This window comes from Bacillus sp. JZ39, from assembly GCF_053903145.1.
This window is the reverse complement of record NZ_CP096389.1, coordinates 1,452,116-1,477,594: the sequence shown is the minus strand read 5'-3', so window position 1 is coordinate 1,477,594 and position 25,479 is coordinate 1,452,116. Positions and strand designations below refer to the sequence as shown.

Genomic DNA, 25,479 nt, shown 5'->3' with positions numbered 1-25,479 from the left:
CTCCTCTATAGACGTGTGACCTTAACTTCAGGAAGAAGCTGCTGGACAAATTCTTCTGTTCCAAGTTCTTCAGAGAACGCGGTAGCACTGCCTGAAGTAACTCCTAAGCGGAATGCTTCTTCAAGCGGCAGCTGTTTGGAAATTCCGGCAAGGAAACCTGCAACAACGGAATCCCCTGCTCCGACTGAGTTTACCAATTTCCCCTTTGGCACGTTAGCAAAATAAACAGCTTCGTTCGTAAACAGAAGCGCTCCGTCTCCGGCCATTGATACAATTACATGTTCAGCGCCTTGTTCTACAAGCTTTTTCCCATAAGGAACGGCTTCCTCAACAGATGTAATGGCCGTGCCGAACATTTCTCCAAGCTCATGATGATTTGGCTTCATCAAAAATGGTTTCATTTCTGTTGCTTTCAAAAGAGCCTCGCCTGAGATATCCAGAACAACTCGTGCGTTCTGCTGTTTGCAGGCCTCTGCGATTTTTTCATAAGTATCGTGAGGGAGTGAAGATGGAATGCTTCCTGCAAGAACGACGATATCTCCCTCTTGCAAAGATTGGAACTGTTCTAAAAAGGCTTGGAAATCTTCATCCGAAATTGTCGGTCCCTGCCCGTTAATTTCAGTTTCATCACCAGTTTTCAGCTTTACATTGATACGGGTATCCCCTTTTACTTCAGAAAAAGCTGTTTCCAGGTTTTCTTCCCGTAAAAATGTTTTGATATATTCTCCGGTAAATCCGCCGACGAATCCGAGCGCTTTAGACGCCACATGGTGTCTTTTCAGCAGTCTCGATACGTTGATGCCTTTGCCCCCTGGATACTTGGTATCATACGAAGAACGGTTCAGGCCTCCTACAGTAAAATCTTCAACGTGAACAATATAATCGACAGATGGATTAAGTGTTACAGTGTAAATCATGGTTTCACTACCTTTACGACAGTTTTTTCTTGGTAATTATCGAATGTAAGCTCTTCAGCGTCAGTCGTAATGATTGTTGCGTCGCCTATTCCGGCGAATGCCGAAAATGAAATTTCTCCGAACTTCGAAGGGTCTGCTAAGACGTAAGCGTGTTTTGCCTGTTTGATCGCTTTCTGTTTTAAAAGGGCCTCATCAGGGTCCGGCGTTGTAAATCCAGCCTCTGTATGGACACCGTTTGTCCCCAGAAAACTCTTGTCAAATCTGTACTGGTCCATGGCAATCAATGAAGCGCCTCCAATAATCGCGCCCGTTCTGTGCTTTACGTATCCTCCAAGCAGATAAAAAGAAATTTCTTTCCTTATTAATGCATCGATATGCATCACCCCGTTTGTGACAACGACAATATCTTTGGTTTTATCCATAAAATCAATCATGTGCAATGTCGTCGTGCCTGCATCAAGGTAAATGCAATCCCCTTCTTCTAAAAGAGAAGCTGCTTTTTCAGCAATCTTCAATTTATCGTGAAGGTTTTTGGATGATTTTTCAAGCATATCGGGTTCAAGTCTGATATCGGAAAGCTTGGCCGCTCCACCATGAACGCGCTTTAAAAAACCGCGTTCTTCAAGTGTCGATAAATCTCTTCTGATTGTTGATTCAGAAGCATTAGTCAGATTTATAAGCTCTTGAATCTTTACCACATCATGCTTTTCTATTTGATCAATAATCAATTGATGCCGTTCAGGAGTTAGCATGCTTCACCTCCTAATGAAAACGTATTCATTTTGAATACAATTTCATTGTAAACGCTATTTTCGGTTTAGGCAACTAAAATCATTCAAATTCATTCAATAACTATCAAAATCTTTCACGTTTCTCCATATTAACGTATGTCTATAGGGTTTGTAAACTGTAAATTCGACAAAAATAAGGACAATTGTACGACATTTTCTTCTTATTTTAATGAAAAAAGTCTTTTATATTCATAGTAGAAATCACTAAACATAAAAAAACCTCATGCATGTTGCATGAGGCTACTCATAACGCAGCGCTTCAATGGGATCAAGCTTTGCAGCTTTATTTGCAGGAAGCATGCCGAAAATAACACCAATGAGCATACTGAACAGCACGCCCCCGCATACAACCTGCCAGGATATGAGTGACGGCCAGCCCGCAATGGCTGAAACAAGCGCGGCCCCTCCGTATCCAATACCAATCCCGACCAGACCGCCAATCAGCGTCAATACGACTGACTCAATTAAAAACTGAGTCAGAATCTGTCCCCTCGTCGCACCGAGGGATTTTCTGATTCCAATTTCCCGTGTCCGTTCTGTGACTGATACGAGCATGATATTCATGACACCGATTCCGCCGACCAAAAGGGAAATACCTGCAATTGAGCCGATAATCGTCGTCATAATTGCCGTTACCTTGCCAATTCCAGCCGCAATCTCCTCCATGTTCATCACTTGATACGAATCCTCTGTGCCATGATTGTCATTTACCAGCTGTGCTGCTTCTTTTCCTGCCGATTTTATGTCGTCTGCTGATTCGACCTGCAATGATACGTTACTGAAATCACTTGTGCCAAAAGAGGATTTCATCATATTAAATGGCACATACATTTCACTTAAACCGAAAGAAAGCAAGCCTGTTTCTTTTTTCAGCACACCGATAATTTCAACGGGCTGTCCGTTTATCCAGACAACTTCACCTAAAGGGGAGGTTCTATCGAACAGTTCTTCAGCCATCTTTTGAGAGATGATTCCGGCTCTATTCCCCGCGAGAAAGTCATTGTCGGTAAATGTTCTGCCGCTTTCGATTTCTAAAGAATTGACATTCATGTATCCATCATTTATCCCGTTAACCGTAGCATCGGTTTCTTCTTCGTGATAACGCGCTTTCATACTTTCAGAAGTCGAAGCAACGACTTGTTTAATGCCTTCTATTCCTTTTAAACCTTTAATATCGTTTTCTGTAAACGTAGATTCAGCTGCAGTGTTCGGGTTGCTTGCAAGCTCCTCGTCGCTAGGCATATAGTACAGCTCCACAGTATTTCCCGGGCCGCTGATCGACTGCTTCAGCATTTGCTCGCCGCCCTGTCCTACCGCAACGACAACAATGACAGAGCCTACACCAATGATAATGCCGAGCATCGTTAAGATCGAACGCATTTTATGGGCAAGGACAGAGCTTAGAGCCATTCTGATGTTTTCTAACAGGCTCATTCTCCCACACTCCTTTGTCCGGAGCTGGCAGGAACAATGTTTCCGTCACGCACCATGACGATCCGATTCGTGCAATCTGCTACTTCAGGCTCGTGAGTAACCAGAACGATTGTCGTTCCCTCGGCATTTAATGCTGTAAACTGATCCATAATCGCCTCGCTTGTTTTCGTATCCAGCGCGCCGGTCGGTTCATCAGCTAAAATCAATTTTGGCTCATTCACGATCGCCCTCGCAATCGCCACCCGCTGCTTCTGCCCGCCCGACAGCTCGTTGGGCATGTGGAGCATTCGATCTGCTAACCCGACCTTTTCCAATGCTCTCTCAGCCCGCTCTTGACGTTCCTTTTTGCCTATCCCGGAATAAATCATCGGCAGCTCGACATTTTTTTTTGCGTTCAGCCGCGGAAGAAGCTGAAATTGCTGAAATACAAAACCGATGGACCGGTTACGGACTGCCGCCAGTTCTTTATCTTTATATGAAGATATGTCTTCGCCGTCCAATTGATATGTACCGGAAGTCGGCCGATCAAGACAGCCGATAATATTCATGATCGTCGATTTTCCTGATCCTGACGGCCCCATAATCGAGACATATTCACCTTGATGAATGTCCAAATCAATAGAATGGAGAACATCAAACGTTTCCTTTCCGATCTGGTAGCTTTTTCGCACATTAGAAAGCTGAATCATTTAGGATTTCACTTCCATTCCGTCAGTCACCTGATCAGATGGATTCAAAATGACTTGATCATCTTGGATAAGCCCCTCTTTAATTTCTGTCAGGTCATCTGTCACTTCGCCGATTTTGACATCAACTCGCTTTGCTTTTCCGTCTTTTACTGTATACACATAATATTGGTCATCTTCTTTTTTGACTGCCTTTGAAGGAAGCGTATTTGCTTTCCGTTTATCTGTTTCAATATTCATGATAAATTTAAAGCCTGGCTTTCCTTCTGGAAGATTTCCTTTTATTTTCACTTGAAGCGGGTATTGGACCGCCTGTTCTGTTCCTTGTGCCGCAGCGCTCTCCTGCTGATCCGGAACAAGCCCGACTGCGGAAACCGTACCTTTCCATGTTTTACCCTGTATTACATCTGAAGTGAGTGTGACCTTCTGGCCTTTTTTGACTTTCAATGTATCGTATTCAGACAATTTCCCTGAGACGACAAGGTCTTTTGGGTTGCCGATATGTATGACAGGCTCTTGAATATCTGACTTTTTGGATGCCGCTTCTTGGTTGACCGAAATTACGGTGCCTTCAATTTCGCTTTTCACTTCAAGATCTGATACCCGGTTGGCAAGTGACTGTCGCTGAAGCTCAGTTTGTTTTAATTCGATCTCCGCTGTTTTTTTCTGCATTTGAAGCTCTGTCCGTTCAGATTCGATTTGTTTTTCTGCTTCTTTCTTTCCTACCTGTTTTTCCAGTTCTCTTTCTTTGCTGTCTAAGGCTTTTAACTTTTCTTGAATTTGGTCAATTTGAAGCCGGTTGGATTCAGACGTTAACTGGTTCTGTTCTTTTTCCAGGCTCAGCTGCTCATTTGTATAGGTGACTAAAGGCGTGCCCTTTTTAACTTTATCGCCTGCCTTAACTTTAATGTCTTCTAATGTCCCTTTATCCACTTCATAAAAGACATACTGTTCATTTGAAAATTTTAGCGTGCCAGGAACCATAACCGTTGATGAGATTTCATTTTCTTCAACGCTCCCCGTCTGTATCTCCTTGCCGGCGCTGCCGCTTGTCGGAGCGGCAGACCGGTATATATTGATTCCAACAAAAAGAGCGACTATAACTGCGATTCCAATTCCGATCCAGACTTTTTTCATGAGCTTATGCACCCGCCACAGAATTGATTAAACCTGAAAAAAGCGAAAATACAACTAAAATTCCGAATAGAATAATTGCTGAAATCCACCCGGCTTTTTTGGAGATGCCTCCCGTTTTGTGAAGTCCGATTGCTAATAATACAAAGCTCCAGATGCTGAAAATTTCAAAGGTATTTAACACACTGGCGAGAGCCCCGTCAGATGGGATAATCCCTGCCAGTGACGTCGTGCTGTAAAGAGGATTCACGTCAGTCGTAAAAGCAACGATTCCATTAACCAATAATCCGAGACTGCTAATCAAAGTGACAAACAGACCGAGAGAAAGCATTTTTTTATATGTCGTAACACCGCCTGATACTTTTACACAGAGCCAATAAATAAGAGGGGCAATAAATAATGCTGCGATACCGCCGATAATAGCGCCTACCATTCCGCCAACTTTGGTTATTGTTGCGAAAGTTTCCATTTGTTCAGCAGATAGCCCTTGCGTATCCTGGCTTTTCAAAAGCTCACTATAATCCGTACCGAGTGATTGCAGCACGGCACCGACGATGATAATTGCTGCAACAATCAAAAGCGGTCCCCATACAGCCGGCCTTTCTCTTATTCTTTCAAATTGAACGGACGGACTTGTGATTACTCCGAAAAGTGAAGGCTTTTCAGTCGCCGTTCCGCTGTTTTTTTCTACATTCGTTTCCATTTCAAAACCTCCTTGAGAATATCTAACAAATAGTACGGGAAGGATATCAAAAAGTTTCATGTTTTTCTAATAAATTTCCAAAAGCCTTCAATATTGAAGGCTTTTCATATTATTCTATCGCTGTGCTGTATTGCGCTTTCACAAGCCCGGCATAAATGCCTCCTTTAGCGAGCAGCTGATCATGGTTCCCTTCTTCTATTTTCCTGCCGTGATCAAGAACAATGATGCGGTCGGCGTCGCGGATCGTAGACAATCTGTGAGCGATCATCACTGCTGTACGCCCTTTCAGAAGCGTTTTTAACGCTTGCTGAATTTTTACTTCTGTCTCTGTATCAATGCTTGCCGTTGCTTCGTCAAGGATGATAATAGCCGGATCGGCGAGCAATGCTCTTGCAAATGAAATGAGCTGACGCTGACCGGCAGACAGTACGCTGCCCCTTTCCTCTACCTCTGTTGCGTATCCTTCCGCTAAATCGGAAATAAACTCATCCGCTCCGACCGCTTGGGACGCTTTCATCACCTCTTCATCCGAAGCATTTGGCCTTCCAAAACGAATATTTTCCATGATGGTCCCAGAGAAAATAAATGTATCTTGCAGGACAATGCTGATTTGAGAGCGCAGACTGGCAAGGGAAAGATCCTTAATCGGTATACCGTCTATTTTAATGGTGCCTCCGGTCGCATCATAAAAACGGCTGATTAAATTGGCAATCGTCGTCTTCCCGCTCCCTGTATGCCCGACAAGCGCAAGCGTCGAGCCCGCCGGAATAGAGAAAGAAACGGCGTAAAGGGCTTTTCGTTTTTCATCATACGAAAATTCAACCTCTTCAAAACTGATCTCCCCATTTATCTTTTCATTATGAATGGCATTCGGCTTCTCCTTGACATTTGGCTGTTCGTCCAGAAACTCAAAAATCCGTTCTGATGATGCCATCCCCATTAACAGCTGATTATAGACCTGACCCAGTCTCGAAATAGGTTCCCAAAACATTCCCAGATAGAAAGCAAAAGAAACGAAGACGCCAATCGTAATGGTTTCATTCATGATGAGTGTGGCTCCATACCAAATCAAGACAGCCGTCCCAATCGCATTCGTCATTTCTACCAGCGGACGGAACATGGCATTTTTTCTAGTTGCTTCCCGCCATGATTCATAGTTCTCCTGATTGACACCGTCAAAATACGCCATGTTTTCTTCTTCCTGCGTAAATGCCTGTGTGACCCGGATGCCCTGAATGCTTTCGTTTAGATGAGAGTTGAGCTTCGATTGCTTCAGCCGTACCGTTTGCCAGGATCGGCGTATTTTTTTTCTGAGACTTGTTGAAATAAAAAACATAATCGGCAATGTCACCATGATGGCTATAGTCAGCTCAGGGCTCAGCGTAAACAAAATGATAATCACGCCGGCCAGAAGCAGCAAGTCGGTCAACAAATTGATGACTCCGCTTGTAAAGAGCTCCTGAAGAGAGTTAATATCATTCATGATCCTGACTAAGATCGATCCCGCCGACCGCTGATCAAAAAATCGATGGGATAAGCGCTGCACATGGGTAAATAAATGCTGTCGCAAATCGTAAATGACATGCTGGCCAAGCTGATTCATCCACCTGATTCTTAACACATTGGCGGCGTAATTGAGGACATATAAACCGCTAATAATAAAAATGAGCTGAATCAGCAGCTCCGAGTTTCTCCCTGTAATCGCTTGATCAAGAACATAAACGCCGATCAAAATGGGGATCACAAGCTTCACAGCAGTGCCAATTAATACGGTGAGAAAAGAAAGCGGCAAAATTGTTTTTCGATATGGTTTGACATAGCTCAGCAGCCGCCACATTTGAGCCCAGTTAAACGGCTTTTCAATGATTTCATCTGAAGAGTAATAGAAACGCTCTAAAATCCCCTGTTTTTTCGCTTGTTTCATTTGGCCCCTCCCTATCCGACCTCATGCGGCTCATTAATCATTTTGACATCACGGTATTGCAAATCGTAAATCTTTTTATAGTAGCCGCCTTTTTCAAGAAGCTCATGATGTGTTCCCCTTTCACGAATGCGTCCTTTATTAAAAACGAGAATTTCATCGGCGTGTTTCAGTGAAGAAATGCGGTGAGCGACGATAAAGGTTGTGCGGTTTTTCATGACTTCTTTTAAGGCAAGCTGTATGCTGTGCTCCGTTTGCATATCTACTGCGCTTGTGGCATCATCCAATATTAAAATGCTCGGGTTCAAGCAGATGGCTCTCGCAATGGCAATACGCTGTTTCTGTCCGCCGGAAAGCCCCATTCCCCTCTCTCCCAGCATGGTGTCATACCCATCAGGAAGCTCCATAATAAAGTTATGAGCCTGTGCCCTTTTTGCCGCTTCGATGACGTCTTCCATTGAGGCATCCGGCCGCCCATACGAAATATTTGATCTAATCGTAGATGAAAACAGGAAGGATTCTTGAAGTACGACCCCGATATTGGAACGAAGGGTTTTTAACGAATAATCTGTGATGGGTTTGTGATCAATGGTAATCATTCCGCCAACAGGACTGTAAAATCTGGTGAGAAGCTGTGTCACTGAGCTTTTGCCTGAACCTGTCGGGCCCAACAGTCCGATTACCTTCCCGCTGTTTGCCTCAAAGCTTACATTGCACAGCGCGTTTATTTGTTCTTTCCCGTATGCAAGAGAAACATTTTTGAAATGGACATCTCCGGTTAATTTTTGTTTATGCAAAGCATGAGGATGATCTGTAATGTCTTCTTCTTTTTCCAGAATGTCGAGCAGGCGTTCCCCTGACGCTTTTGCTTGAGAGAACATATTGATGACAAAACCTAAGTTCATAATGGGCCACATCATATAATTGACAAGGCTGAAGAAAGCAACAAGCTCGCCGGGATTGAGCTGATTTTGCATAACCAAGTAACCGCCGTATGAGAGGAGAGCTACAATACAAATGTTACCAATGAACTCCATTAAAGGGAAATACGCAGACCAGATGGATGATGTTTGTAAATACTGCGCCCTGTATTCTGCATTGGCTTTATTGAAAGTGCTGATCTGAAAATCTTCCCTGGAAAGAGATTTAACCGTATTAATGCCGCTGATATTTTCCTGAACTTTTGTATTGAGTTTCGCAAACGATTTGCGGATGCCTCTGAAGGCGGGATGGACTCTTTTGTCAAACCGGTATACCGCAACCGCGAGAAATGGCAGAACAGCTATTGTCACAAGCGTGAGAGGAACAGAATAGTAAAACATAACCGACAGGCTGATGGCTACCAGCAGGCCGAACCGAATGAGCTCAGCGAGACCGTATGATAAGAAAAAACGAAGCCCTTCAACATCAGCAGTCAGCCTGGACATCAAATCTCCTGTTTTCGCGTTATCATAGTAAGAAAAAGAAAGCCGCTGCAGTTTTTCATACAGACCATTTCTCAGCCGATAAACGGATTTGATCCCGAACATATCACCTAAATACTGATGAAAAAAGGTAGCCATTCCTTTCAAAACCATTACCGCAATAAATCCTAAGCTGACCCACGCCGCAAGCTGATACTGCCGTCCCAGCACGATCTCATCAATCGTAATTTGCAGGATAATCGGATAAACGACAGTAATTGCAGTCATCAAAAGCATGGCTAGAAGCGACCACATAAACACTTTTCTGTACGGCCAATAATATATTTTTAATCTTTTAAATGTCTCCATATCCAGCACCTTTCCAACATTTATTATCTTCACTATATCGATACCCGAAATAAATTTCTATTATTTTTCAAAATTTCAGTCTAATTATGGAGTGAGTCTCTTACTTTATAGGGAGTAACATATGTAGAATAAACGCTTACAGAAAATCATTGTATGCTGGGGATACTTGGGGATATGCCAATGAAATACAGAAAAACCGGACGGCTGAAATGCCGTCCGGTTTTCATCCCCCGCTGACCGGCGGTATGATGGCTACCGTGTCACCCGAAGATACAGAGGTATTTTCTTTTACATAGCTTTCGTTAACGGCAATCATAGCCGTATCAATAGATTCAAGACCGTATTGTTCTTTTAGACTCGCTTTTATTTCATCTGTGGTTGCTTGTTCCACATCTATTTCTATTGCTTGTGTACCGGCCTGTTCAGCCAGTCCTGCAAATAAAAGAATTTTAATCATGCTGGTCTCCCTCGCTTAGATCTGGTTTTCCGTTCGGATAAGCTGTTGTTTCTAGCTGGTCGCCGATCCATTGCTCACCGTCTTCCCAAATTTCTTTTTTCCAAATCGGCACAATCTGTTTAATGCGTTCAATCGCATACTCATTGGCTTCATATGCGGCTTTTCGATGGGGAGAAGATACAGCAATCACCACCGCTGCTTCACCGATATCGAGCACACCTATACGGTGCGTGATCGCAGCTGAGGCACCTTCCCATTTTTCTTCGATTTCAGCGCCGATTTGAGCAAGCATTTGCACGGCCATCGGTTCATATGCCTCATATTCAAGCCGAACCGTTCTTTTTCCGTTTGTCCATTCCCGAACCGTACCGATAAATGTCGTAATTGCCCCTGCTTCCCGTTTCTCTACTTTTTTAATGATGTCTTCAGTATTAATGGGTGTTTTCGTAATCTCAAACCGTTCCATTATGCAGATTCCCCCTTCAGCTGTGAAAGCACAAAATCCACGGCAACCGGATCATCCGCATGAAAAACGGGTAATCCCTGATGCTCTGTCATATGCTCTTTTTTTCTATAGATGATGGCGATTATATTTACTGCTTGCAGCGCTTCCAGATCTTCCTTTTCACTTAGGATAACCACTTTAGGATAAGGGGCTTTTTTAAAGCCTTCAATCAGAAGACAGTCTGTTTCGAGAAATTGGTATAACTCGATCAGCCGTGCCAAATCCCAATTGCGGCGGGCAGTCAGCTGTAACACACCAGCACCTTCTACCGCTGTTACATCAGCACCTGCCGCCTTGTAACGGTCCGTGTCTTTTCCTTCCGTGAGCGCTTGCGGTTCACCGCCGTGACCATGATGCTTCAGGCAGCCCAAATAGACTCCTTGTTCAGAGGCTTTTTCAAGAATGCGCTCAATAAACGTTGTTTTCCCGCTGTTTTGAAATCCTACAACTTGGACGATCGGGAAAGGACGGACCAAGGCCATTCACTTCCATTCTCTTCTCTAATGAGCAGCACTTGAACCGTTCTGCCAGTTTCGTAGCCTCGCGTGCCGCCCGGCAGGATAATAAATGCATTGGCATCTGCAAGTGATGTGACAGAGCTCGACTTATCTAATCCGACGGGTGTCGCCAACAGCTTCCCTTCCTGATGGTGCACGAGCGCACGAACAAATCGGGTAAATGGGTTCGGCTTCGGAAAATCCTTGGTCAAAACAGCTTCCGCACAAATTGAATGCGGTGTTTCATTGAGCAGCCATGTCTGGATTATCGGTTTGACAAACAGTTCAAAACCGACATAGCATGCCGACGGATTACCTGAAAGGCCAAACATCAGCATATCGTTTGCATGCGCCACCGTTGTCACGCTGCCCGGGCGCATGGCAACTTTATTAAACAGCACGTCCGCTCCGAGTTTTTCATAGATCGCAGGCAAAAAGTCAAAGTCACCGACTGACACACCGCCAGTTGTGATCAGGAAGTCCACCTTTTTCATCGCTTCTTTAACTGCAGCAAAGCTTTTATCCAATTCATCAGAGATTTTCCCTAAATAAAGCGGTGTTGCGCCTGCTTCTATCGCTTGCGCATATACCATACTCGCATTGCTGTTGCGGATTTTTCCCGGTTCCAGCGGATCACTGACATTCAGCAATTCGGTACCGGTTGCGATAATCCCGACTACAGGCTTTCTCACGACAGGCACAGATGCGTATCCGAATGTTGCCAAAAGAGCCGTCACTCCTGGTGTCACCCGGGTGCCCTTTGTCAGTAAAACACTCCCTTTTTGAGCGTCCTCACCTGTTTTTGAAATATTATCCCCCGTCTGAAAGCGGCGTTTTAAAGACATAAATGACTTCCCATTCTCCTCAAAGGTTTGAGTCAGTTCAATCATGACGACTGCATCTGCCCCTTCAGGGATTTGCGCGCCAGTCATAATCCGTACGGCCTGAAACGGGCCAAGTTCTTTTTCAGATACTGCTCCTGCTCCAATATGGTCAATAACTTCAAACCGAACTGGGTTTTCACGTGAAGCTTCTGCCGTATCGCACGCTCTGACAGCAAAACCATCGTATGGCGAACGATCAAACGCAGGGACGTGGTGATCCGCAGTTATATCTTCGGCTAAAAACCGATGAAGGCTGTCTTCAAGCGCCACCCATTCTGTTTCACCTTGTTTTTGAAAATGGCAGACACGCCGAACTGCCTCGTCTACCGGTATCGGTGTTCTTTTCTCCAGCATTCTGACCCCTCCTGTTGTTACAGTCCAATCACTCTTGCCAACACGGAGTTGGCTTCTTTCACATCATTTGTTCCATGCACCAGTGCCCGTCCGTCACTGAAAATGACAATTCTGAAATCCTCGTAAAAAATATGCAGCAAAAACGCATTAGCCTCGACCTTGCCGATTGTTTTCAGCCGCTTAATGAGCTCCTGTTTCGGGATTCTTTTTAATGATTCTGACCTTACCTGCACTGTGTCACGGCCGCATAGTACAGCAGCTTTTGGTGTGTTCCAATCCTGAAGATAAGGATATACCGCATTAGCTCCGCAAGATGGGCATTCCTCACGGCGTACATGATTAACGTTAATCTTCATATGCGAATTGTTCCAGACATCAAATGTCACAAAACCCCGCTGTATTGCTTCTTTTTGGCCGGTTAACAGCTTTAATGCCTCAGCCTGCTGATATGCTGAAACGATATGCACAGCAGGCGGAATAATGCCGGCAGTATCACACGTCGCCCCGCCGACAGGAATTTGCTCAAACAAACAAGACAGACAAGGGGTTTCTCCGGGAATGACAGTCATGAACATTCCCTGGCTGCTTACACAGGCGCCATAGACCCAAGGTGTCTTTGTTTTCTGGGCAAGATCGTTTATCAGCATGCGGGTTTCAAAATTATCTGTCGCGTCGATCACGACATCTGCTTTTTCAATCAGCGGCTCAAGCGTTTCGGCTGTTCCTTCGGTAACATACGCCTCAATATGTATCTCGCTGTTAATCGCTGATAGATGCTCTTTAGCAGCCATGGCTTTCGGCATGCGGAGTTTGGCATCGCTTTCTGTATAAAGCTGCTGCCTTTGAAGATTGCTCCACTCCACATAGTCACGGTCAATAATGGTAATAGTACCGACTCCCGCTCTCGAAAGCCCTTCAGCTCCTGCAGTGCCGAGCGCTCCCGCTCCGACAATCAGCACATGGCTGTCTGCCAGTCTTTTCTGGCCCTCTTCCCCAATTTGCTTAAATCTGATTTGCCGTGAATAACGTTCCTCCATCAAACCTGTTCTCCTTATCTTTTATGTCATCTTATCATGTTATTGCCCCGTCAGTCCCGCTTGAGGGAGTTCGATTTTTCTTCCAAACAGCTAAAATCATCACGTGTATTAATGTTGATAAACTCTGCCGGGTTTGCTCCGATATTTTCAGCCTGTACGTAACAAACCGAAATTCTGCCTAATAAATCTGATATTCTCAACCTCTTCTCAGAAAGCTGATCGTATAGAACTGGCATGATACGTTTGTGGTAAATCGCAATCAATGGCTGCACTTGTCCGTCTGAAATTGGGACTACCGCGTCCGCACCGGCAGTCATCAGACATTTGAGCTCCAGCATCGTCCTTCTTTGTATCAGCGGTGTGTCACAGGAAAGAACAGTATAAAGATCACCGTCTGTCTTTTTAAAAGCGGTATATATACCAGCCACTGGCCCCATGCCTTGAAATGGCTCAGCATCTTGATACACTTCATTTTCACCGTTTTCTTGAAATCTATCAATAAATTCGGGACGGCTGATGATAACCGTTTGTTCTCCAAGTGCCTCTTTAGCGCATTCGTAAAGCATCCTGCCCTTCCATTTGACAAACGCCTTCGGTTCTCCAAAGCGACGTGAGGCTCCCCCTGCCAGCAGTACGTTTACATGCTTCATATCATCTCACCTCTAGTTTCGTTAAAAGCATAGCAAAAGCAAAGGCTCAACGCTACTGCTTGTCTGTTTATTAAAGAGGAATAGCTGTTCAGTATTTGCATATTGTAGTGTTAACATCATGAGGGAGATGGTTCGAATGAAAAGATCAGGTCCTTTTTTCCACGACGTGTCTCAGGAGAACCTTTATTTAAAATCCGAGCTTTCAAGGTGCCATAAGCTGATTTCTGAACTTGAAGCAAGCTACTTTCATCAGAAAAATAACAAACTGCTCAAAGAAAATACCGATATGAAAGAAAAACTCCAGCAGCTGTCTGCCGAATTAACACATATGTCAACAAAAGAAAAACATGCCTCCCACACCAGCCAAACCCTGCACCAAATAAGAGCTGAACTGCTTGATAAAATCGTTGTTTTGCAGGAGCTTCTATCTGCTGAAACCTATAAACGCAGAGCCGAAATCGAAGAAAAACATAAACTTCATATTGCTAAAGTCAAAATCGAAGAAGAAAATAAAAATCTTCATAAACGGATCAGCGAACTTCAAGCCTCGATTGAGCAGGAACAAAATGCACTGCTTCAGGCAAAACAGCAAGCCGAATTGATAAAAGCCGAAAACGGGCGTCTAAAAGAGCAAATGGTAGAAAAAGAATATCAGCTAAAACATATTAAAATAGAAGTTGATCATATGAAAGATCGAATCATAGAAACGAAAGAAAGACTGCTAGACATAGAAAAAACGAAAGAAAAATTATTTCACGAAACTATTATATCGTATAAACGGCAGCTTGATGAAAGCGATGCCTGGATTGCTTCTCATTTTGCTGATATTGATGGCGGCACAAAACAAAAAGAAAAAACGGAAGAAGAAGCTCCAGCGGCCTACGCGCAGCCATATCATGTAGAGACCATCCTTGAAGATGTCACCAAACAGATACATGTGCTCCAAAAACAGCTTGCCCGCGCCCAATCATCAGACCAGGCCAAGAGCCATACAATCGAAGAGCTGAAAAACAGAGCCGCTGAAGAAAAGCCTTATCAAAAGTGGGTGTATAAGCTTAATCTTGAAAAAGAAAACAAACCTTCACAGAAAAAACCTCAATAAAAAAACTGCTTGAGCGATGCCAAGCAGTTTTTCTTTATATTTATTCATTAGCTGATTCAGCTGATTCTGCAGATTCGATTTCACCCTCTAAAATGTACTGCCCGCGATATGGTTTTTTCACTTCCGGGTACATTTTAATTAAGCTTTGCATAAACGTTGTCATATTAGGGATTTCAAGACCGCTTTCTTTTTCAATCTCTTTTTGAAGCTCGGAGCTCTTAATCGCCGCGTTGTGGCGTTTTAATGTTTTAATAGCAGCTTCACGCAGCTTCGCTGCTTTTGATCCCGGTCTTGCCGTTCCTCTTCTTCTTCGTGTTGTTCCGTCTGGTATACCGGCAGGAAGAGAGGAAATAGATTGAAGCTGAGGCTGGACAGACTGCTGCTGTGATTGCGGCTGATAGCTTCTGATTTCCTGAGCCGCAAGCTCAGCGAGAACCGGCAGAGAGTCAGGTTTTTTTTCAGAACGGAAATCCTTTTTGATTTCGGAAGGGCTTCCATTTCTGTCCAGCTCTCTTAATTTTGCGTATATTTTATCACGTTCAATTTGATATTCACGAATGACTTTCACTTCAGCTTCATTTAATTGTTCTAACCGCAAGCGCAAAGCTTCTCTTTCATTAAACATTCCTCAATGTACCCCCTATCAAAATTAACATCTTTAATTAAGATATTAGATTACAAAAGTAATTTTATCAACTATTATTTTAGCATTTTACTATTATATTTACTCTATGAAAAATTCCTTATTTTCTGAAAATGTTTTATTTTTCAAAAGAGTCCTTTATTCTCAAGGGATTAAGGGGCTTTCTAGTTTATTTGGTATAATGTTGAAAATATATATTTTACTTACTTCTTTAAAGAAATTTAGTGTAATATCTACAATTTTCGAGTTATGAGATATGAGATTTATCTAAAATTGAGGAAAAACATCAAAAATTAGCTGTGTTTTCTAGCGTATCAATCAAACAAACCATCAATTCCTATACCCAAATTTGGAAAAATAAGCTTCTTACTCTTCTTCCATTGCTTTTTGCACAAATAAAAAACCTGATGTGATCAGGTTTTTAGGAAATACTATTTAGTCAGATACCTATTCCGTTTCAGTTAGAACGCGGTTCACACGTTTTTCAAGCATTTTCATACCGCTCCCGCCGGCTTGGAAGTGACGGAGCTGTCCTGTTTTATCAAACACATAATACGCAGGTACGTATTCATTTTCAAATGCATCGGTTAAAGCATGGTCACTGTCAACAAAAATCGGCTGAGTGATATCGTGTTCAGCAGCTGTTTCTTTAATTTTACCAAGGTCAAGATCATCTTCGGAACGGGGCATATGCACAGCTACAACATTCAGCTGATCTTTATATTTATCACGAAATTCATTCACTTGCGGCATCGCTTCTTTGCACAAGTGGCAGCTGATGGACCAGAAATGAATAAGCGTCGGCTTTTCCCCAATCAATTGCTCTCTCGTCACTTCACCATTTAACCAAGCTTTTTCTCCCGTCAATTCCGGCATGGGCTGACGTAATTTCATTGCTTTTTCCCTCCTATTTAACATAGTGGCCTAACGAATATGCTAGACCGCTTTTCGTTCTTGGAAAGAATTAAAGTGTTTTTTGGCCTGGTTTCCAGTTAGCCGGACAAAGTCCGCCAGTTTGCAGCGCCTGGAGAACACGAAGCGTTTCATCAACATCACGCCCAATATTGTTATGGAAAACAGTTTGATATTGAAGCTCCCCTTCAGGATTAATAATAAACAATCCGCGCAAAGCCACACCTTCTTCTTCGATTAAAACGCCATATTCCCGGGATACCTCATGGTTTGTATCAGCAGCAAGCGGGTATTTCAGCTGGCCAAGACCGTTTTCTTTGCGGTCTGTATTGATCCAAGCTAAATGAGTATGGATGGTATCAGTTGAAACCCCAATGACTTCTGCATCAAGATCTTCGAACTCGTCATAGCGGTCAGACATTGCTGTAATTTCTGTCGGACAAACAAAAGTGAAATCCATTGGATAGAAGAACAGCACTGTCCATTTGTCGTTTTTCATGTTTTCCTCAAGACTTACTTTACCGAATTCTTTGCTTGCAAGGACTGCTTCCATTTCAAAACGAGGAGCTTGTTTACCTACCATACGTTCTGCCATATGTATCCCTCCAATTTATTGTTTGGCTTAAAGGTCAAAATCGCATGAAAATAAAGGGTGATTAACCATTTTTAGTTATATCGCAATGCCATTATATAAAAGCAGATTTCCCGAGTCAATTTTTAACAAATCATGTATGTCTTTGGCTTCGACATTTTTGAATAAAACGTTTAACATGGTCATGTACAGGGTAACTAGTCTCAATGTGCAGCAATCAATTAGAAAAGGAGCTCAACATGGACTTTATTAAACAATATGATTGGGCGGGACTGATTACAAATGCCGGTGTTCTGCTCATTAAACTCGCCATTATGATATTGCTCTATTTTATCGTTCGATCATTAGGCATGAAAATCATTAAACATCTTTTTGCAAAATTCGAGGAGCAGAATAGCTTGTCTATCGGACGTGCACATACGCTCCGAAGCCTGACTCTTAACATATTTGCTTATACATTGATTTTCATATTTTTCGTCATGGTTCTAGATTTGTTTCATTATGATCCAAGCGCTCTTTTAGCGGGGGCAGGAATCGTCGGCCTGGCTGTCGGATTTGGCGCCCAAGGGCTTGTCAGTGATATCGTGACAGGTTTTTTTATTTTGCTTGAGAAACAATTGGATGTCGGAGATTATATTACCGTTTCCACCTTTGACGGAATTGTCGAGCAGGTTGGCTTAAGGACAACTCAAATCCGCAGCTTTGACGGAACACTGCATTACATCCCCAACAGAAACATCACAAACGTGAGCAATCATTCTCGTGGTACCATGCAGGCTCTTGTTGACATTAAAGTGCCGGCTGAAAGAAATATTGATGAAATGATTCATATTTTACAGCAGGTTTGTGATGAAACGGCAGCGGCTCTTCCACAAATAAAAGAAGGCCCAAATGTCATCGGGATTCAAGAACTGGGGACTTCTGAAATTGTAATCAGGGTCATTGCCAAAACAGAAAATATGGAACAGTGGCGAGTCGAACGAGTGTTGAGAAAAGAAATAAAGAACGCGTTCGACCGCGCTTTCCCTAAAGAAACAGAATAAATAAAAGAACCGAAGCTTTTTGCTTCGGTTTTTTTATTACTGAATTCTGCTCTCAACTTCGCTACAAATTTCTTCAGCCGTCATCCCGGAAGCTGTAATGACAGGTGCTTGTGTTACCGTATCGGCTATCCCTTGCACATTATTATCAAGACCTGTTACGACACAGCAGTCACAGCCTTGAGCATCAGCAGGGCTTTTCATCATTACAACGTCATATCCTTTTTCTTTTAAAGCAGCTTCTACATCTGATAACGATTGTTCAATTCCAATTTTTTTAGCCATTTTTGAACACCTCCGTTTACTAGAGTGCTCATTTTATGGAATTTTATTCTTTCATTTGTACTTAATTGGCATAAACAGAAAAATAACCTGTCATGACATTAACCGCTGTTTCTATCGCATTTTCATCGGGATTCAGCTTAGCATGATGAAGCCCATGTTCAGAATCAGCGCCGAGCCAGAACATGAAGCCGGGATATTTTTTCAGCATGTAGCCAAAATCCTCCCCAGTCATTGCTTCTTTTGCTTCAATTACTGTCGCCAGTTGATGTTCAGCAACAAAAGACATAAATTCTTCTGTTAATCCGCTCGTATTGTAAACTTGGTGATATACAGACGGATATGTCACTTTTCCTTTGCAGCGGAATCCGATTTCGATTCCTTTCACTACATCTTCAATCCGTTCCTTTACCTGTTTCATCGATTCTTCAGAAAGCGTGCGGATCGTGCCTTCCAGGTGGGCCGTTTCCGCAATGATATTTTGTGCCGAGCCTCCGGTAATGGTACCAACTGTAATAACAGCACTGTCTAGCGGATCTGTGTTTCTAGAGATAATCGTTTGCAGCTGGGTGACAAGTGTACTTGCTGCTACAACCATATCCTCAGCCAAATGCGGATATGCCGCATGTCCCCCTTTGCCTTCCAGATCGATGACTAGCTCTGATGTATTCGCAAATAGAAGGCCGCTTTTTGTCGCAATGGTGCCTACCGGAAGCTCTGGAGCAATATGAAGCGCAGTGATGAAATCAGGCTGCCACTTTTTTAATACATCGCTCTCAAGCATTGGTTCCGCACCGCCAGGCCCTTCCTCTGCCGGCTGAAACAGAAAAAGCAAATCTTGTTTGACTGGGTGGTGAACAAAATGATCAATAATGCCGAGTGCAATCGTCATATGCAAATCGTGACCGCAGGCGTGCATGTTGCCGTGATGCTCTGATGCGAATGGAAGACCAGTTTGCTCTTCTATAGAAAGCGCATCGATATCCGCTCTGTACGCCAGCATTTTTTCCGGCGCCGTCCCGTTCACTTTTACAAAAAGCCCTGTTCGCCATTTCTCAATTTCAATTCTGTCTTGCGGATATTGTTCCAAGACATTTAATAAATACTGCTGGGTTTTGAACTCCTGAAATCCAAGCTCCGGTATACGATGCAGATCTCTGCGAATTGCGATGAGCTCCTCTTTCTTCATTTCTATTCCTCCTGCCTATACGAATAAGGCGTGGATATATTATCCACGCCTTTTTTATCAAACTTTTCCTTACAGCTGGCGTAATTCCTGCTTGATTTCAGTTTTGCCTTTTGTTTTTTCATCAATGTCTTTGATTTTTTTAGCTGGTGTGCCTGCAACGACAGTGTATGGCTCAACGTCGTTTACCACGATCGCTCCCGCAGCAACAACAGCTCCTTTACCTACTGTTACACCTTCAAGCACAACAGCATTTGCGCCGATTACGACGTCGTCTTCAATCACAACCGGTTTAGCGGATGGCGGCTCAATAACGCCCGCAAGTACAGAACCCGCGCCGATATGGCAGTTTTTTCCGACAGTAGCTCGTCCGCCAAGCACAACGTTCATATCAATCATTGTGCCTTCGCCGATGACTGAACCGATATTAATAGAAGCACCCATCATGATGACTGCGTTATCACCGATTTCAACTTGGTCGCGGATGATCGCGCCCGGCTCGATACGCGCTTTGATGTTTTTAAGATCAAGCATTGGGATCGCAGAATTGCGGCGGTCATTTTCAACCACATAGTCTTCGATTTTGCTTTGGTTTTCTTCGATTGCTGTTTGGATTTCGCTCCACTCACCGAAAACGACACCAGTGTTTCCGTTGATAAAAGCTTTCGCAGATTCGCCGAAATTGATTCCTTCCAGCTCACCTTTCACGTAAACCTTTACAGGTGTTGATTTTGTACTATTTTGAATAAATGAAATAATTTCATTTGCGTCCATCATTTTCATATGTATAGTCCTCCTCCTGATTTTCTACCTCATTACTGTATCAAAGGAAAGATACAAAGACAAGAAAAAAAGGAACAGCCGTTTTAGCAGTTCCCAGTGAGTGATCAGACAGCGCACCCGCTTTTCTTTGCGAATTGTCTCCCAAAGTTTATTAATTCTTCCTCTTCTTCACCTTCTGGATTATTTTCGATTTTTACCGAAGGCAGCACAATGTCTCCACCGCGTTCTTTTATTTTTGCCTCTAGCGTATCAACCGCTCCGCAGAAAAATTCATATGCTGTATCACCGGAACCGAATACAGCGCATGTTTTGCCGGAAAAATCAATCTCATCCATGTCTTCAGCCAGATCTAAAAATTCATCAGGCAGATCTCCGTCTCCCCACGTATAGGTTCCCATTATGATATGGTCATAATCGGTAAACAGCTGGGCATCATCAATATCCATTGCTTCGAAACGGTCTACTTCTGCTTCCGCCTCCTGAAGCCCCTTTTCAATCAAATCTGCCATAGCTTCAGTGTTGCCTGACATTGTTGCATAAACGAGCAAAATCTTCGCCAATTCCTTGTTCCTCCTCTAATGAATCATTGCTGAAACTTCGTACGGCTGGACAAATTTACATTCATACAAGCCTGCGCAAAAGAAATTCTCTTTCTGATTGGCCACTCTCCATCCATGTCCCTTAATGGTATCGAACCATTTTAACGACCGGGCTTCGAGATCAGCCTGGTAAATTCTCGAAAAACCGTTTTCATCTTGTGTTGTAGTGACATATATAATGCCATCATCCTCTGAAAGATCAAGAAATGACTCTTCTTTTCTGATCATACTGGATTGAATGATGAATTCTTCACCATTCAAAAGATTCCGTACAGTGACAGCACCGTGCTTTCCTTTCACAGAACCCATCGCCGCCACCAGCCAATTTTCATTGAACACGAGCATGGATGCCGTCATCCGGTTTTTTTCTTTTTTGACAACTTGGACAGTGTCACGCTTAATGTCGTAAGCCCAAATGCCGCCAAAATATGCGTGTATTTGCGTGCCGATAAAAAGATTACCCCCGTGAAGGCATAGCGACCGGATAACAGGGGGATTATGAAATTCGGCAAAAGGTTTGGCTACGCGCCATGAGACACCAAAATCATCCGATACATAAATACAATGCTTACCGTGGGCGCAGACAAACCCGTTGTTTCTGCCGGTAATCGCCCACACTGTTGCATTTGTCGGAAAGCTCGACATCGTCCAGGTTTTCCCTTCATCAGCCGAACGAATGACTGTTCCCTTTTCACCAACGCCAAATAAGTAAGGCCCTATGTAGCTGATACAGTGTATCTTACTTTTCAAACGAAAAAGCTTTCTCCAGCCCTGCTCCAAAGAATAATGAAAAATGCCTTCTCCTTGTACCGCCACAAAATATCCAGAAAACGCCGATGCCGTAACAGCAGTTGCTCCTTTATGAAACATGGCTTTTTTCCTTGTTCATATAATCTGCCCATGCAAGAAAACCTCTCGCAAACGCTCGGCAGCTTTCCACATCTTCATCTGTTTCAGGCCCTAATTCAATTTTTAGTGTTTCCTGGTAAACAGCAGCTCCCGCCTCTTGCAGCATGGCATTGAACAAATTCACCGCTTCGCAAAACTTTGGATAAGAATAATCGCCAGACCCGAAGCAGGCTGTTTTTAAACCATTAAGCTGAAGCTGTTTGACCTCTTCGAAAAAATCCTCCGCTTCGTAGGGCAAATCGCCGTCCCCCCATGTATAGGTGCCAATCAGTACATAATCATAGGAGGTTAAACAAGACACATCCACATCATCTATCTCGACACAATCGATATCCAACTCATATTCCTGAAGCGTATCTTTTATTATGAAGGCAATGTCTTCTGTATTTCCTGACATGCTGGCATATGTAATCAAGGCTTTAGCCATGTTATCACCCCATTAATTGATAATGATTTTCAATATCATATGTATCACTTTAAATGATAATGATTTTCATTGTCAACAGATAAATAAAAAAAGACAGCACCTCGCTGTCTTTAAAATGGATTTTCCTGATCCAGCATATCCTTTATCACTTGTACAAAAGCTTGGACTTGTTTCAGTTCAAAGGCAGGCTCATAGCCTAATAACCATGTATCCCGACCGATCGGATGCCCTTTCATGTCTAAAAGAGGCATTTTATTCACTTTATCTTCATTTTGAAGGGTAACAGACGGCAAAATGGCATACCCGATTCCGTGCAGCGCCATCTGTTTGCACGTTTCAATCTGATCAACCAATATCGTCTGTTTCGGTGACGTTTTAAATTTTTGATGCCACCAGTGCTGAATTTCCTGAAAATAAGTGCTGTCACTTTTAAACTGGATAAACGGCCGTTCTGTATGGGCAATATCTTCGATGCAGGAAATTTCAGTATCCACTAAATACAGATGATCTGTCATTAAGTAATCTTTGCGCCCCTTCCACTCAGGGTTGCCTCTTATAATGCCGATATGAACCTGATCCTCATACAAGCTTTTCAGCATTTCGCTGCTCCACCCGGTTATGAGCGAGATCTTTGCATTCGGATACTTTTCCACATACGTCTTCAGGACTTTAGGGAGCCAATGCTGACCGATTATGGAGGCGACGGCAAGCTTCAATGTGCCGTGAATTTCACCTTCAAGCTCGTCAATATTTTCTCTTATTCTTTCCTGCTCTAATGTCACATCATTCGCAAACTGAATGATTTTCTCACCGGCGGGCGTTACCGTTAATCCTTTTTGGGATCTTAAAAAGATTTTTGTTCCCCACGCCTTTTCAATGGTTTGTAAGCGCTGAGATAAAGCCGGCTGAGATACAAAAAGCCGTTCTGCCGCCTTTCTCATATTTAATTCCTCAGCTAAAACTACGAGCATATGAAGCTCTTGAAGCTGCATGTCGTCCTCCTTTTTGTTATCAATAAGTTTTTCTTATCTCCCATTCTAATAAAATCTTAGTTTCTTATTCAAGCCCTATTCTCGTTTAAATTATGTATGCGCTTTCTTTTTCACTCTGGCTATATAATAAAAATAGGCCGTACAGCCTACTTATTCAACGAGCGTATATGCTTATTCAATTCCTTTAAAACGACTCTTCTCGTAAAAATCCCTTCAAATACCTGCTCGTCATTTTCAACACAGACAAATCCGTTATTAATGACCATGCCGAATCCCTTCATAATCGGATCATTGATATGAAGGCGCGGAATGTCGGTCAGCATGACTTCCTCAACAGTGATTTGGTCAAGCTTTTCAAACTCAATTCGCTCAAGTCCAAAAATACTGTTCATGATCATATTTGTCCCGATTAAGCCATGTAAACGGTAGGAAGGATCCAGAACCGGGATGGCTGTGTATCCGGTTTTTGTCAATACTAATAATGCGTGCTCAAGGTTATTTCCGACTTGCACGTGCGCTACTTTGTCCGCCTCAATCATAAATTGTCCGACTGTTGCCTCAAGAAGTTGATCTGATTGTAAGCTTATCATGTTTTCGACCCCTTTTCATTTTCATCATCAATACATTCCCTATATTGCAATAATATAAACTTTATCAGTATTTGTCGAAAAGTTTCCTTTCAATAAAAAAGATACTCTTTGTGGAGTATCAATTATAGGGTGTCCCATTAATTTTCAAATCGAAATCGGTCGTATAGCGTTACAAGTTTTTTGTAGGTGGTTCCGTCAACGTTTTTGGTCCCTGTCTCTATATCGTTGATCTCACTGCTTAATAGCTCGATGGCATACTCATGGTTGATCAGGATATTCAGCAGAAGTTTTTGTTCTTCTTCTGTAAATCGTTCACCGATAAGACTCATTCGCAATCAGGCCCCCTGTTTTATACTGAATACCTCTGAAAGCAAGACAACTTACTTTCAGCTCTACCGCTAGAATAAGTAATCAGATAACAAACGTCAACCGCATAATTCGACATTTACCTTGGCTTTTTCAGTCAAATTATTTTGTGAAACGATTTGCATAGCTGAAGGCAGTGTATGAATCCGGCTTTATTTTGGCCTCAATCCCCATGGAGGTAATACGTCCAGTCATTTCTTGGATCAGATCTTTTGTAAGCCCTTTTTTCCCAATATCCAAGTGAACTTCAAAGGTAAGATCCGCCCCCTCACCGGTAAAGGGCAGGAGCAGATCGGTAATATCCATTAAGTGTCCATCAAGAATATGAGCGGCCGTTTCTTGGCTGTACGCCGTTTCTAACGAAATCTTCTCCCGAAGGCTATGTATGGGTCTGTCGACTGTATGATTTTTCAAGCAGCCCCAAGCTCCCTTGCCTGTACGATGCAAATGCAATGCGGTAATAAACTTTGTGTAATCGCGGTAAACCTGTGAATCGGTTCCGATCGATAACACATAAGAAGAACGGGGGTCCTTTTGAACAAAGGCTTTAAGCCGTTCCATCACATCTTGAAAGGTCATCTGTGCTTCTGAAAGATTATAAAACAGAAAAGAATCAGCCATCACGACACTCCTTTTCAAGGATTTACAACCATGAAACAAGTATGTTCCTTACCGTTTATTTCGATTACTTTTGCAAAGGCGGAAGCTTGTTCCCCCTATTTCAGGAATCTTACTGAAGAAGTTCAAAGATTTCGATGGAAACCATGTCGATATTATCAAACGGATATGTGTTAGGTTTTTCACCTTTTTGGAAAACCGTCAGTTCAAACGTTTGATTTTTTTCGAAATATTTAACACTGCATATTTTCTCACCATTCACTTCGAAATAACGCTGCATTGGCTCGTTAGCCGCTTCCGCTGTTTCTTGCAGACTTTGCAGCCGTGTGATGATACCCATTAATTGTGACATTCTAAAAAAAGACTCCTTTCAAAAAGCAACTTCAAATCAACAAGTATTTATTATAATACAAGTTCTATTGAGCATCATACCATAAAGTCGGACAGGATGGCATTTTCACTGCTGAATTTAAGCAAAGAAAAAAAAGTGAAAAAAACTATTTTTCTTTAGTTTGAGGCTTTTTTTGAATGTCATGCACACAATTATAATTTTTTTCGAATCTTTGGCAGCATTAAGAATGCCTTTTTGCAACTTTGTCAAAACCTTCTTTTGAATGTTATGGTGAAGTTCCGCGTGGCCATAATCAATGGGAGTCATGCTGGATAGAGGTAAACAACGGAACTGAACACCCGTGC

General features: G+C 42.9%; 30 protein-coding genes. 2 read left to right on the top strand and 28 right to left on the bottom strand.

All coding sequences use genetic code 11. From position 1 onward, the window contains the following. Positions 1–5: 5 nt before the first annotated feature. From pfkB to M1D65_RS07690, 14 genes are all read right to left on the bottom strand, one after another. Positions 6–917 (bottom strand): 1-phosphofructokinase, encoded by a 912-nt coding sequence (pfkB, locus tag M1D65_RS07755; RefSeq protein WP_064671339.1) that lies wholly within the window; start codon positions 915–917, stop codon positions 6–8. After that, on the bottom strand, positions 914–1,669 hold the full coding sequence (locus M1D65_RS07750) for a DeoR/GlpR family DNA-binding transcription regulator (protein WP_014476685.1): 756 nt from the start codon (positions 1,667–1,669) through the stop codon (positions 914–916). Before M1D65_RS07750 ends, pfkB begins: the two co-directional genes overlap by 4 nt. Before the next feature lie 279 nt (positions 1,670–1,948). Next, positions 1,949–3,142 (bottom strand): sporulation-delaying-protein transporter subunit SkiZ, encoded by a 1,194-nt coding sequence (gene skiZ / locus M1D65_RS07745; protein WP_064671338.1) that lies wholly within the window; start codon positions 3,140–3,142, stop codon positions 1,949–1,951. Beyond that, positions 3,139–3,831 carry an ABC transporter ATP-binding protein YknY gene (gene yknY, locus M1D65_RS07740; RefSeq protein ID WP_003232356.1) on the bottom strand — a complete coding sequence of 231 codons (693 nt, stop codon included), beginning with the start codon at positions 3,829–3,831 and terminating at the stop codon, positions 3,139–3,141. The genes skiZ and yknY overlap by 4 nt, the downstream gene beginning before the upstream one ends. Next, positions 3,832–4,965, bottom strand: coding sequence for an efflux RND transporter periplasmic adaptor subunit (locus M1D65_RS07735; protein WP_064671337.1), 1,134 nt, complete (start codon positions 4,963–4,965; stop codon positions 3,832–3,834). A 4-nt stretch (positions 4,966–4,969) separates the two neighbouring features. Next, positions 4,970–5,665, bottom strand: a complete 696-nt coding sequence (yknW, locus tag M1D65_RS07730) for a toxin SDP protection protein YknW (protein ID WP_064671336.1) — start codon at positions 5,663–5,665, stop codon at positions 4,970–4,972. Between the two features lie 109 nt (positions 5,666–5,774). Next, positions 5,775–7,589, bottom strand: a complete 1,815-nt coding sequence (locus M1D65_RS07725) for an ABC transporter ATP-binding protein (protein ID WP_017696816.1) — start codon at positions 7,587–7,589, stop codon at positions 5,775–5,777. Positions 7,590–7,600: 11 nt separating this feature from the next. After that, a complete protein-coding gene (locus M1D65_RS07720; RefSeq protein WP_064671335.1) occupies positions 7,601–9,358 on the bottom strand; it encodes an ABC transporter ATP-binding protein in 1,758 nt (585 codons plus the stop codon). A gap of 223 nt (positions 9,359–9,581) precedes the next feature. Then, positions 9,582–9,815, bottom strand: a complete 234-nt coding sequence (gene moaD / locus M1D65_RS07715) for a molybdopterin converting factor subunit 1 (RefSeq protein WP_014476678.1) — start codon at positions 9,813–9,815, stop codon at positions 9,582–9,584. Continuing rightward, on the bottom strand, positions 9,808–10,281 hold the full coding sequence (locus tag M1D65_RS07710; protein ID WP_064671334.1) for a molybdenum cofactor biosynthesis protein MoaE: 474 nt from the start codon (positions 10,279–10,281) through the stop codon (positions 9,808–9,810). The genes moaD and M1D65_RS07710 overlap by 8 nt, the downstream gene beginning before the upstream one ends. Then, positions 10,281–10,802 (bottom strand): molybdopterin-guanine dinucleotide biosynthesis protein B, encoded by a 522-nt coding sequence (gene mobB / locus M1D65_RS07705; RefSeq protein ID WP_064671333.1) that lies wholly within the window; start codon positions 10,800–10,802, stop codon positions 10,281–10,283. The genes M1D65_RS07710 and mobB overlap by 1 nt, the downstream gene beginning before the upstream one ends. Continuing rightward, a complete protein-coding gene (locus M1D65_RS07700) occupies positions 10,763–12,055 on the bottom strand; it encodes a molybdopterin molybdotransferase MoeA (RefSeq protein ID WP_064671332.1) in 1,293 nt (430 codons plus the stop codon). Before M1D65_RS07700 ends, mobB begins: the two co-directional genes overlap by 40 nt. Positions 12,056–12,072: 17 nt before the next feature. Then, complete coding sequence (locus M1D65_RS07695) at positions 12,073–13,092, bottom strand: molybdopterin-synthase adenylyltransferase MoeB (RefSeq protein ID WP_014479671.1); 1,020 nt, start codon at positions 13,090–13,092, stop codon at positions 12,073–12,075. A 50-nt stretch (positions 13,093–13,142) separates the two neighbouring features. Then, a complete protein-coding gene (locus M1D65_RS07690; protein ID WP_456270828.1) occupies positions 13,143–13,742 on the bottom strand; it encodes a molybdenum cofactor guanylyltransferase in 600 nt (199 codons plus the stop codon). Positions 13,743–13,878: 136 nt separating this feature from the next. On the opposite strand from M1D65_RS07690, the gene cse15 reads away from it, so the two are divergent. Beyond that, on the top strand, positions 13,879–14,844 hold the full coding sequence (gene cse15 / locus M1D65_RS07685) for a spore protein Cse15 (RefSeq protein WP_021479381.1): 966 nt from the start codon (positions 13,879–13,881) through the stop codon (positions 14,842–14,844). Between the two features lie 40 nt (positions 14,845–14,884). Here cse15 and rok read toward each other — a convergent pair whose 3' ends face one another. The 3 genes from rok to ahpA form a co-directional block, all read right to left on the bottom strand. Then, positions 14,885–15,469: a transcriptional regulator Rok gene (rok, locus tag M1D65_RS07680; RefSeq protein ID WP_014113628.1), complete on the bottom strand. Its 585-nt coding sequence runs from the start codon at positions 15,467–15,469 to the stop codon at positions 14,885–14,887. A 465-nt stretch (positions 15,470–15,934) separates the two neighbouring features. Continuing rightward, positions 15,935–16,381 carry a thiol-disulfide oxidoreductase YkuV gene (ykuV, locus tag M1D65_RS07675; RefSeq protein WP_032725606.1) on the bottom strand — a complete coding sequence of 149 codons (447 nt, stop codon included), beginning with the start codon at positions 16,379–16,381 and terminating at the stop codon, positions 15,935–15,937. A gap of 70 nt (positions 16,382–16,451) precedes the next feature. Further along, the gene (ahpA, locus tag M1D65_RS07670) at positions 16,452–16,994 is read right to left on the bottom strand and encodes a biofilm-specific peroxidase AhpA (RefSeq protein ID WP_003245371.1); all 543 of its coding nucleotides are present in this window, start codon (positions 16,992–16,994) and stop codon (positions 16,452–16,454) included. A 236-nt stretch (positions 16,995–17,230) separates the two neighbouring features. Between ahpA and mscT the strand changes: the two genes are divergently transcribed. Next, on the top strand, positions 17,231–18,034 hold the full coding sequence (gene mscT / locus M1D65_RS07665) for a small-conductance mechanosensitive channel protein MscT (RefSeq protein ID WP_003244994.1): 804 nt from the start codon (positions 17,231–17,233) through the stop codon (positions 18,032–18,034). Positions 18,035–18,070: 36 nt separating this feature from the next. On the opposite strand, the gene M1D65_RS07660 is transcribed toward mscT, so the two are convergent. The 11 genes from M1D65_RS07660 to M1D65_RS07610 all read right to left on the bottom strand — a co-directional run bounded on the left by M1D65_RS07660 (position 18,071) and on the right by M1D65_RS07610 (position 25,135). Continuing rightward, a complete protein-coding gene (locus M1D65_RS07660) occupies positions 18,071–18,316 on the bottom strand; it encodes a YkuS family protein (RefSeq protein ID WP_003232382.1) in 246 nt (81 codons plus the stop codon). Positions 18,317–18,377: 61 nt separating this feature from the next. Then, positions 18,378–19,502 carry an N-acetyldiaminopimelate deacetylase gene (locus M1D65_RS07655; protein WP_015252188.1) on the bottom strand — a complete coding sequence of 375 codons (1,125 nt, stop codon included), beginning with the start codon at positions 19,500–19,502 and terminating at the stop codon, positions 18,378–18,380. A 69-nt stretch (positions 19,503–19,571) separates the two neighbouring features. Further along, positions 19,572–20,282 (bottom strand): 2,3,4,5-tetrahydropyridine-2,6-dicarboxylate N-acetyltransferase, encoded by a 711-nt coding sequence (gene dapD / locus M1D65_RS07650; protein WP_003218680.1) that lies wholly within the window; start codon positions 20,280–20,282, stop codon positions 19,572–19,574. A gap of 104 nt (positions 20,283–20,386) precedes the next feature. Then, positions 20,387–20,842 (bottom strand): flavodoxin, encoded by a 456-nt coding sequence (locus M1D65_RS07645; RefSeq protein WP_032721472.1) that lies wholly within the window; start codon positions 20,840–20,842, stop codon positions 20,387–20,389. Positions 20,843–20,857: 15 nt separating this feature from the next. Continuing rightward, positions 20,858–21,751, bottom strand: coding sequence for a WD40/YVTN/BNR-like repeat-containing protein (locus tag M1D65_RS07640; RefSeq protein ID WP_064671330.1), 894 nt, complete (start codon positions 21,749–21,751; stop codon positions 20,858–20,860). Beyond that, on the bottom strand, positions 21,741–22,217 hold the full coding sequence (locus tag M1D65_RS07635) for a flavodoxin (RefSeq protein WP_032725603.1): 477 nt from the start codon (positions 22,215–22,217) through the stop codon (positions 21,741–21,743). The genes M1D65_RS07640 and M1D65_RS07635 overlap by 11 nt, the downstream gene beginning before the upstream one ends. Before the next feature lie 110 nt (positions 22,218–22,327). Next, positions 22,328–23,209, bottom strand: coding sequence for a transcriptional regulator CcpC (gene ccpC, locus M1D65_RS07630; protein ID WP_003232387.1), 882 nt, complete (start codon positions 23,207–23,209; stop codon positions 22,328–22,330). A 146-nt stretch (positions 23,210–23,355) separates the two neighbouring features. After that, positions 23,356–23,799 carry a cyclic-di-AMP-binding protein CbpB gene (gene cbpB, locus M1D65_RS07625; RefSeq protein WP_003218674.1) on the bottom strand — a complete coding sequence of 148 codons (444 nt, stop codon included), beginning with the start codon at positions 23,797–23,799 and terminating at the stop codon, positions 23,356–23,358. Positions 23,800–23,936: 137 nt separating this feature from the next. Next, a complete protein-coding gene (gene abbA, locus M1D65_RS07620; RefSeq protein WP_010886502.1) occupies positions 23,937–24,134 on the bottom strand; it encodes an AbrB antirepressor AbbA in 198 nt (65 codons plus the stop codon). Between the two features lie 133 nt (positions 24,135–24,267). Further along, positions 24,268–24,786 (bottom strand): ribonuclease H-like YkuK family protein, encoded by a 519-nt coding sequence (locus M1D65_RS07615; RefSeq protein WP_003232389.1) that lies wholly within the window; start codon positions 24,784–24,786, stop codon positions 24,268–24,270. Between the two features lie 109 nt (positions 24,787–24,895). Beyond that, positions 24,896–25,135 carry a YkuJ family protein gene (locus M1D65_RS07610; protein ID WP_003218671.1) on the bottom strand — a complete coding sequence of 80 codons (240 nt, stop codon included), beginning with the start codon at positions 25,133–25,135 and terminating at the stop codon, positions 24,896–24,898. Positions 25,136–25,479 lie beyond the last annotated feature (344 nt).

Coding starts and splice junctions, on each gene's coding strand:
- pfkB (WP_064671339.1), bottom strand. CDS start 917: ATGATTTACACTGTAACACTTAATCCATCTGTCGATTATATTGTTCAC.
- M1D65_RS07750 (WP_014476685.1), bottom strand. CDS start 1,669: ATGCTAACTCCTGAACGGCATCAATTGATTATTGATCAAATAGAAAAG.
- skiZ (WP_064671338.1), bottom strand. CDS start 3,142: ATGAGCCTGTTAGAAAACATCAGAATGGCTCTAAGCTCTGTCCTTGCC.
- yknY (WP_003232356.1), bottom strand. CDS start 3,831: ATGATTCAGCTTTCTAATGTGCGAAAAAGCTACCAGATCGGAAAGGAA.
- M1D65_RS07735 (WP_064671337.1), bottom strand. CDS start 4,965: ATGAAAAAAGTCTGGATCGGAATTGGAATCGCAGTTATAGTCGCTCTT.
- yknW (WP_064671336.1), bottom strand. CDS start 5,665: ATGGAAACGAATGTAGAAAAAAACAGCGGAACGGCGACTGAAAAGCCT.
- M1D65_RS07725 (WP_017696816.1), bottom strand. CDS start 7,589: ATGAAACAAGCGAAAAAACAGGGGATTTTAGAGCGTTTCTATTACTCT.
- M1D65_RS07720 (WP_064671335.1), bottom strand. CDS start 9,358: ATGGAGACATTTAAAAGATTAAAAATATATTATTGGCCGTACAGAAAA.
- moaD (WP_014476678.1), bottom strand. CDS start 9,815: ATGATTAAAATTCTTTTATTTGCAGGACTGGCTGAACAGGCCGGTACA.
- M1D65_RS07710 (WP_064671334.1), bottom strand. CDS start 10,281: ATGGAACGGTTTGAGATTACGAAAACACCCATTAATACTGAAGACATC.
- mobB (WP_064671333.1), bottom strand. CDS start 10,802: ATGGCCTTGGTCCGTCCTTTCCCGATCGTCCAAGTTGTAGGATTTCAA.
- M1D65_RS07700 (WP_064671332.1), bottom strand. CDS start 12,055: ATGCTGGAGAAAAGAACACCGATACCGGTAGACGAGGCAGTTCGGCGT.
- M1D65_RS07695 (WP_014479671.1), bottom strand. CDS start 13,092: ATGGAGGAACGTTATTCACGGCAAATCAGATTTAAGCAAATTGGGGAA.
- M1D65_RS07690 (WP_456270828.1), bottom strand. CDS start 13,742: ATGAAGCATGTAAACGTACTGCTGGCAGGGGGAGCCTCACGTCGCTTT.
- cse15 (WP_021479381.1), top strand. CDS start 13,879: ATGAAAAGATCAGGTCCTTTTTTCCACGACGTGTCTCAGGAGAACCTT.
- rok (WP_014113628.1), bottom strand. CDS start 15,469: ATGTTTAATGAAAGAGAAGCTTTGCGCTTGCGGTTAGAACAATTAAAT.
- ykuV (WP_032725606.1), bottom strand. CDS start 16,381: ATGAAATTACGTCAGCCCATGCCGGAATTGACGGGAGAAAAAGCTTGG.
- ahpA (WP_003245371.1), bottom strand. CDS start 16,994: ATGGCAGAACGTATGGTAGGTAAACAAGCTCCTCGTTTTGAAATGGAA.
- mscT (WP_003244994.1), top strand. CDS start 17,231: ATGGACTTTATTAAACAATATGATTGGGCGGGACTGATTACAAATGCC.
- M1D65_RS07660 (WP_003232382.1), bottom strand. CDS start 18,316: ATGGCTAAAAAAATTGGAATTGAACAATCGTTATCAGATGTAGAAGCT.
- M1D65_RS07655 (WP_015252188.1), bottom strand. CDS start 19,502: ATGAAGAAAGAGGAGCTCATCGCAATTCGCAGAGATCTGCATCGTATA.
- dapD (WP_003218680.1), bottom strand. CDS start 20,282: ATGAAAATGATGGACGCAAATGAAATTATTTCATTTATTCAAAATAGT.
- M1D65_RS07640 (WP_064671330.1), bottom strand. CDS start 21,751: ATGTTTCATAAAGGAGCAACTGCTGTTACGGCATCGGCGTTTTCTGGA.
- M1D65_RS07635 (WP_032725603.1), bottom strand. CDS start 22,217: ATGGCTAAAGCCTTGATTACATATGCCAGCATGTCAGGAAATACAGAA.
- ccpC (WP_003232387.1), bottom strand. CDS start 23,209: ATGCAGCTTCAAGAGCTTCATATGCTCGTAGTTTTAGCTGAGGAATTA.
- cbpB (WP_003218674.1), bottom strand. CDS start 23,799: ATGATAAGCTTACAATCAGATCAACTTCTTGAGGCAACAGTCGGACAA.
- M1D65_RS07615 (WP_003232389.1), bottom strand. CDS start 24,786: ATGGCTGATTCTTTTCTGTTTTATAATCTTTCAGAAGCACAGATGACC.
- M1D65_RS07610 (WP_003218671.1), bottom strand. CDS start 25,135: ATGTCACAATTAATGGGTATCATCACACGGCTGCAAAGTCTGCAAGAA.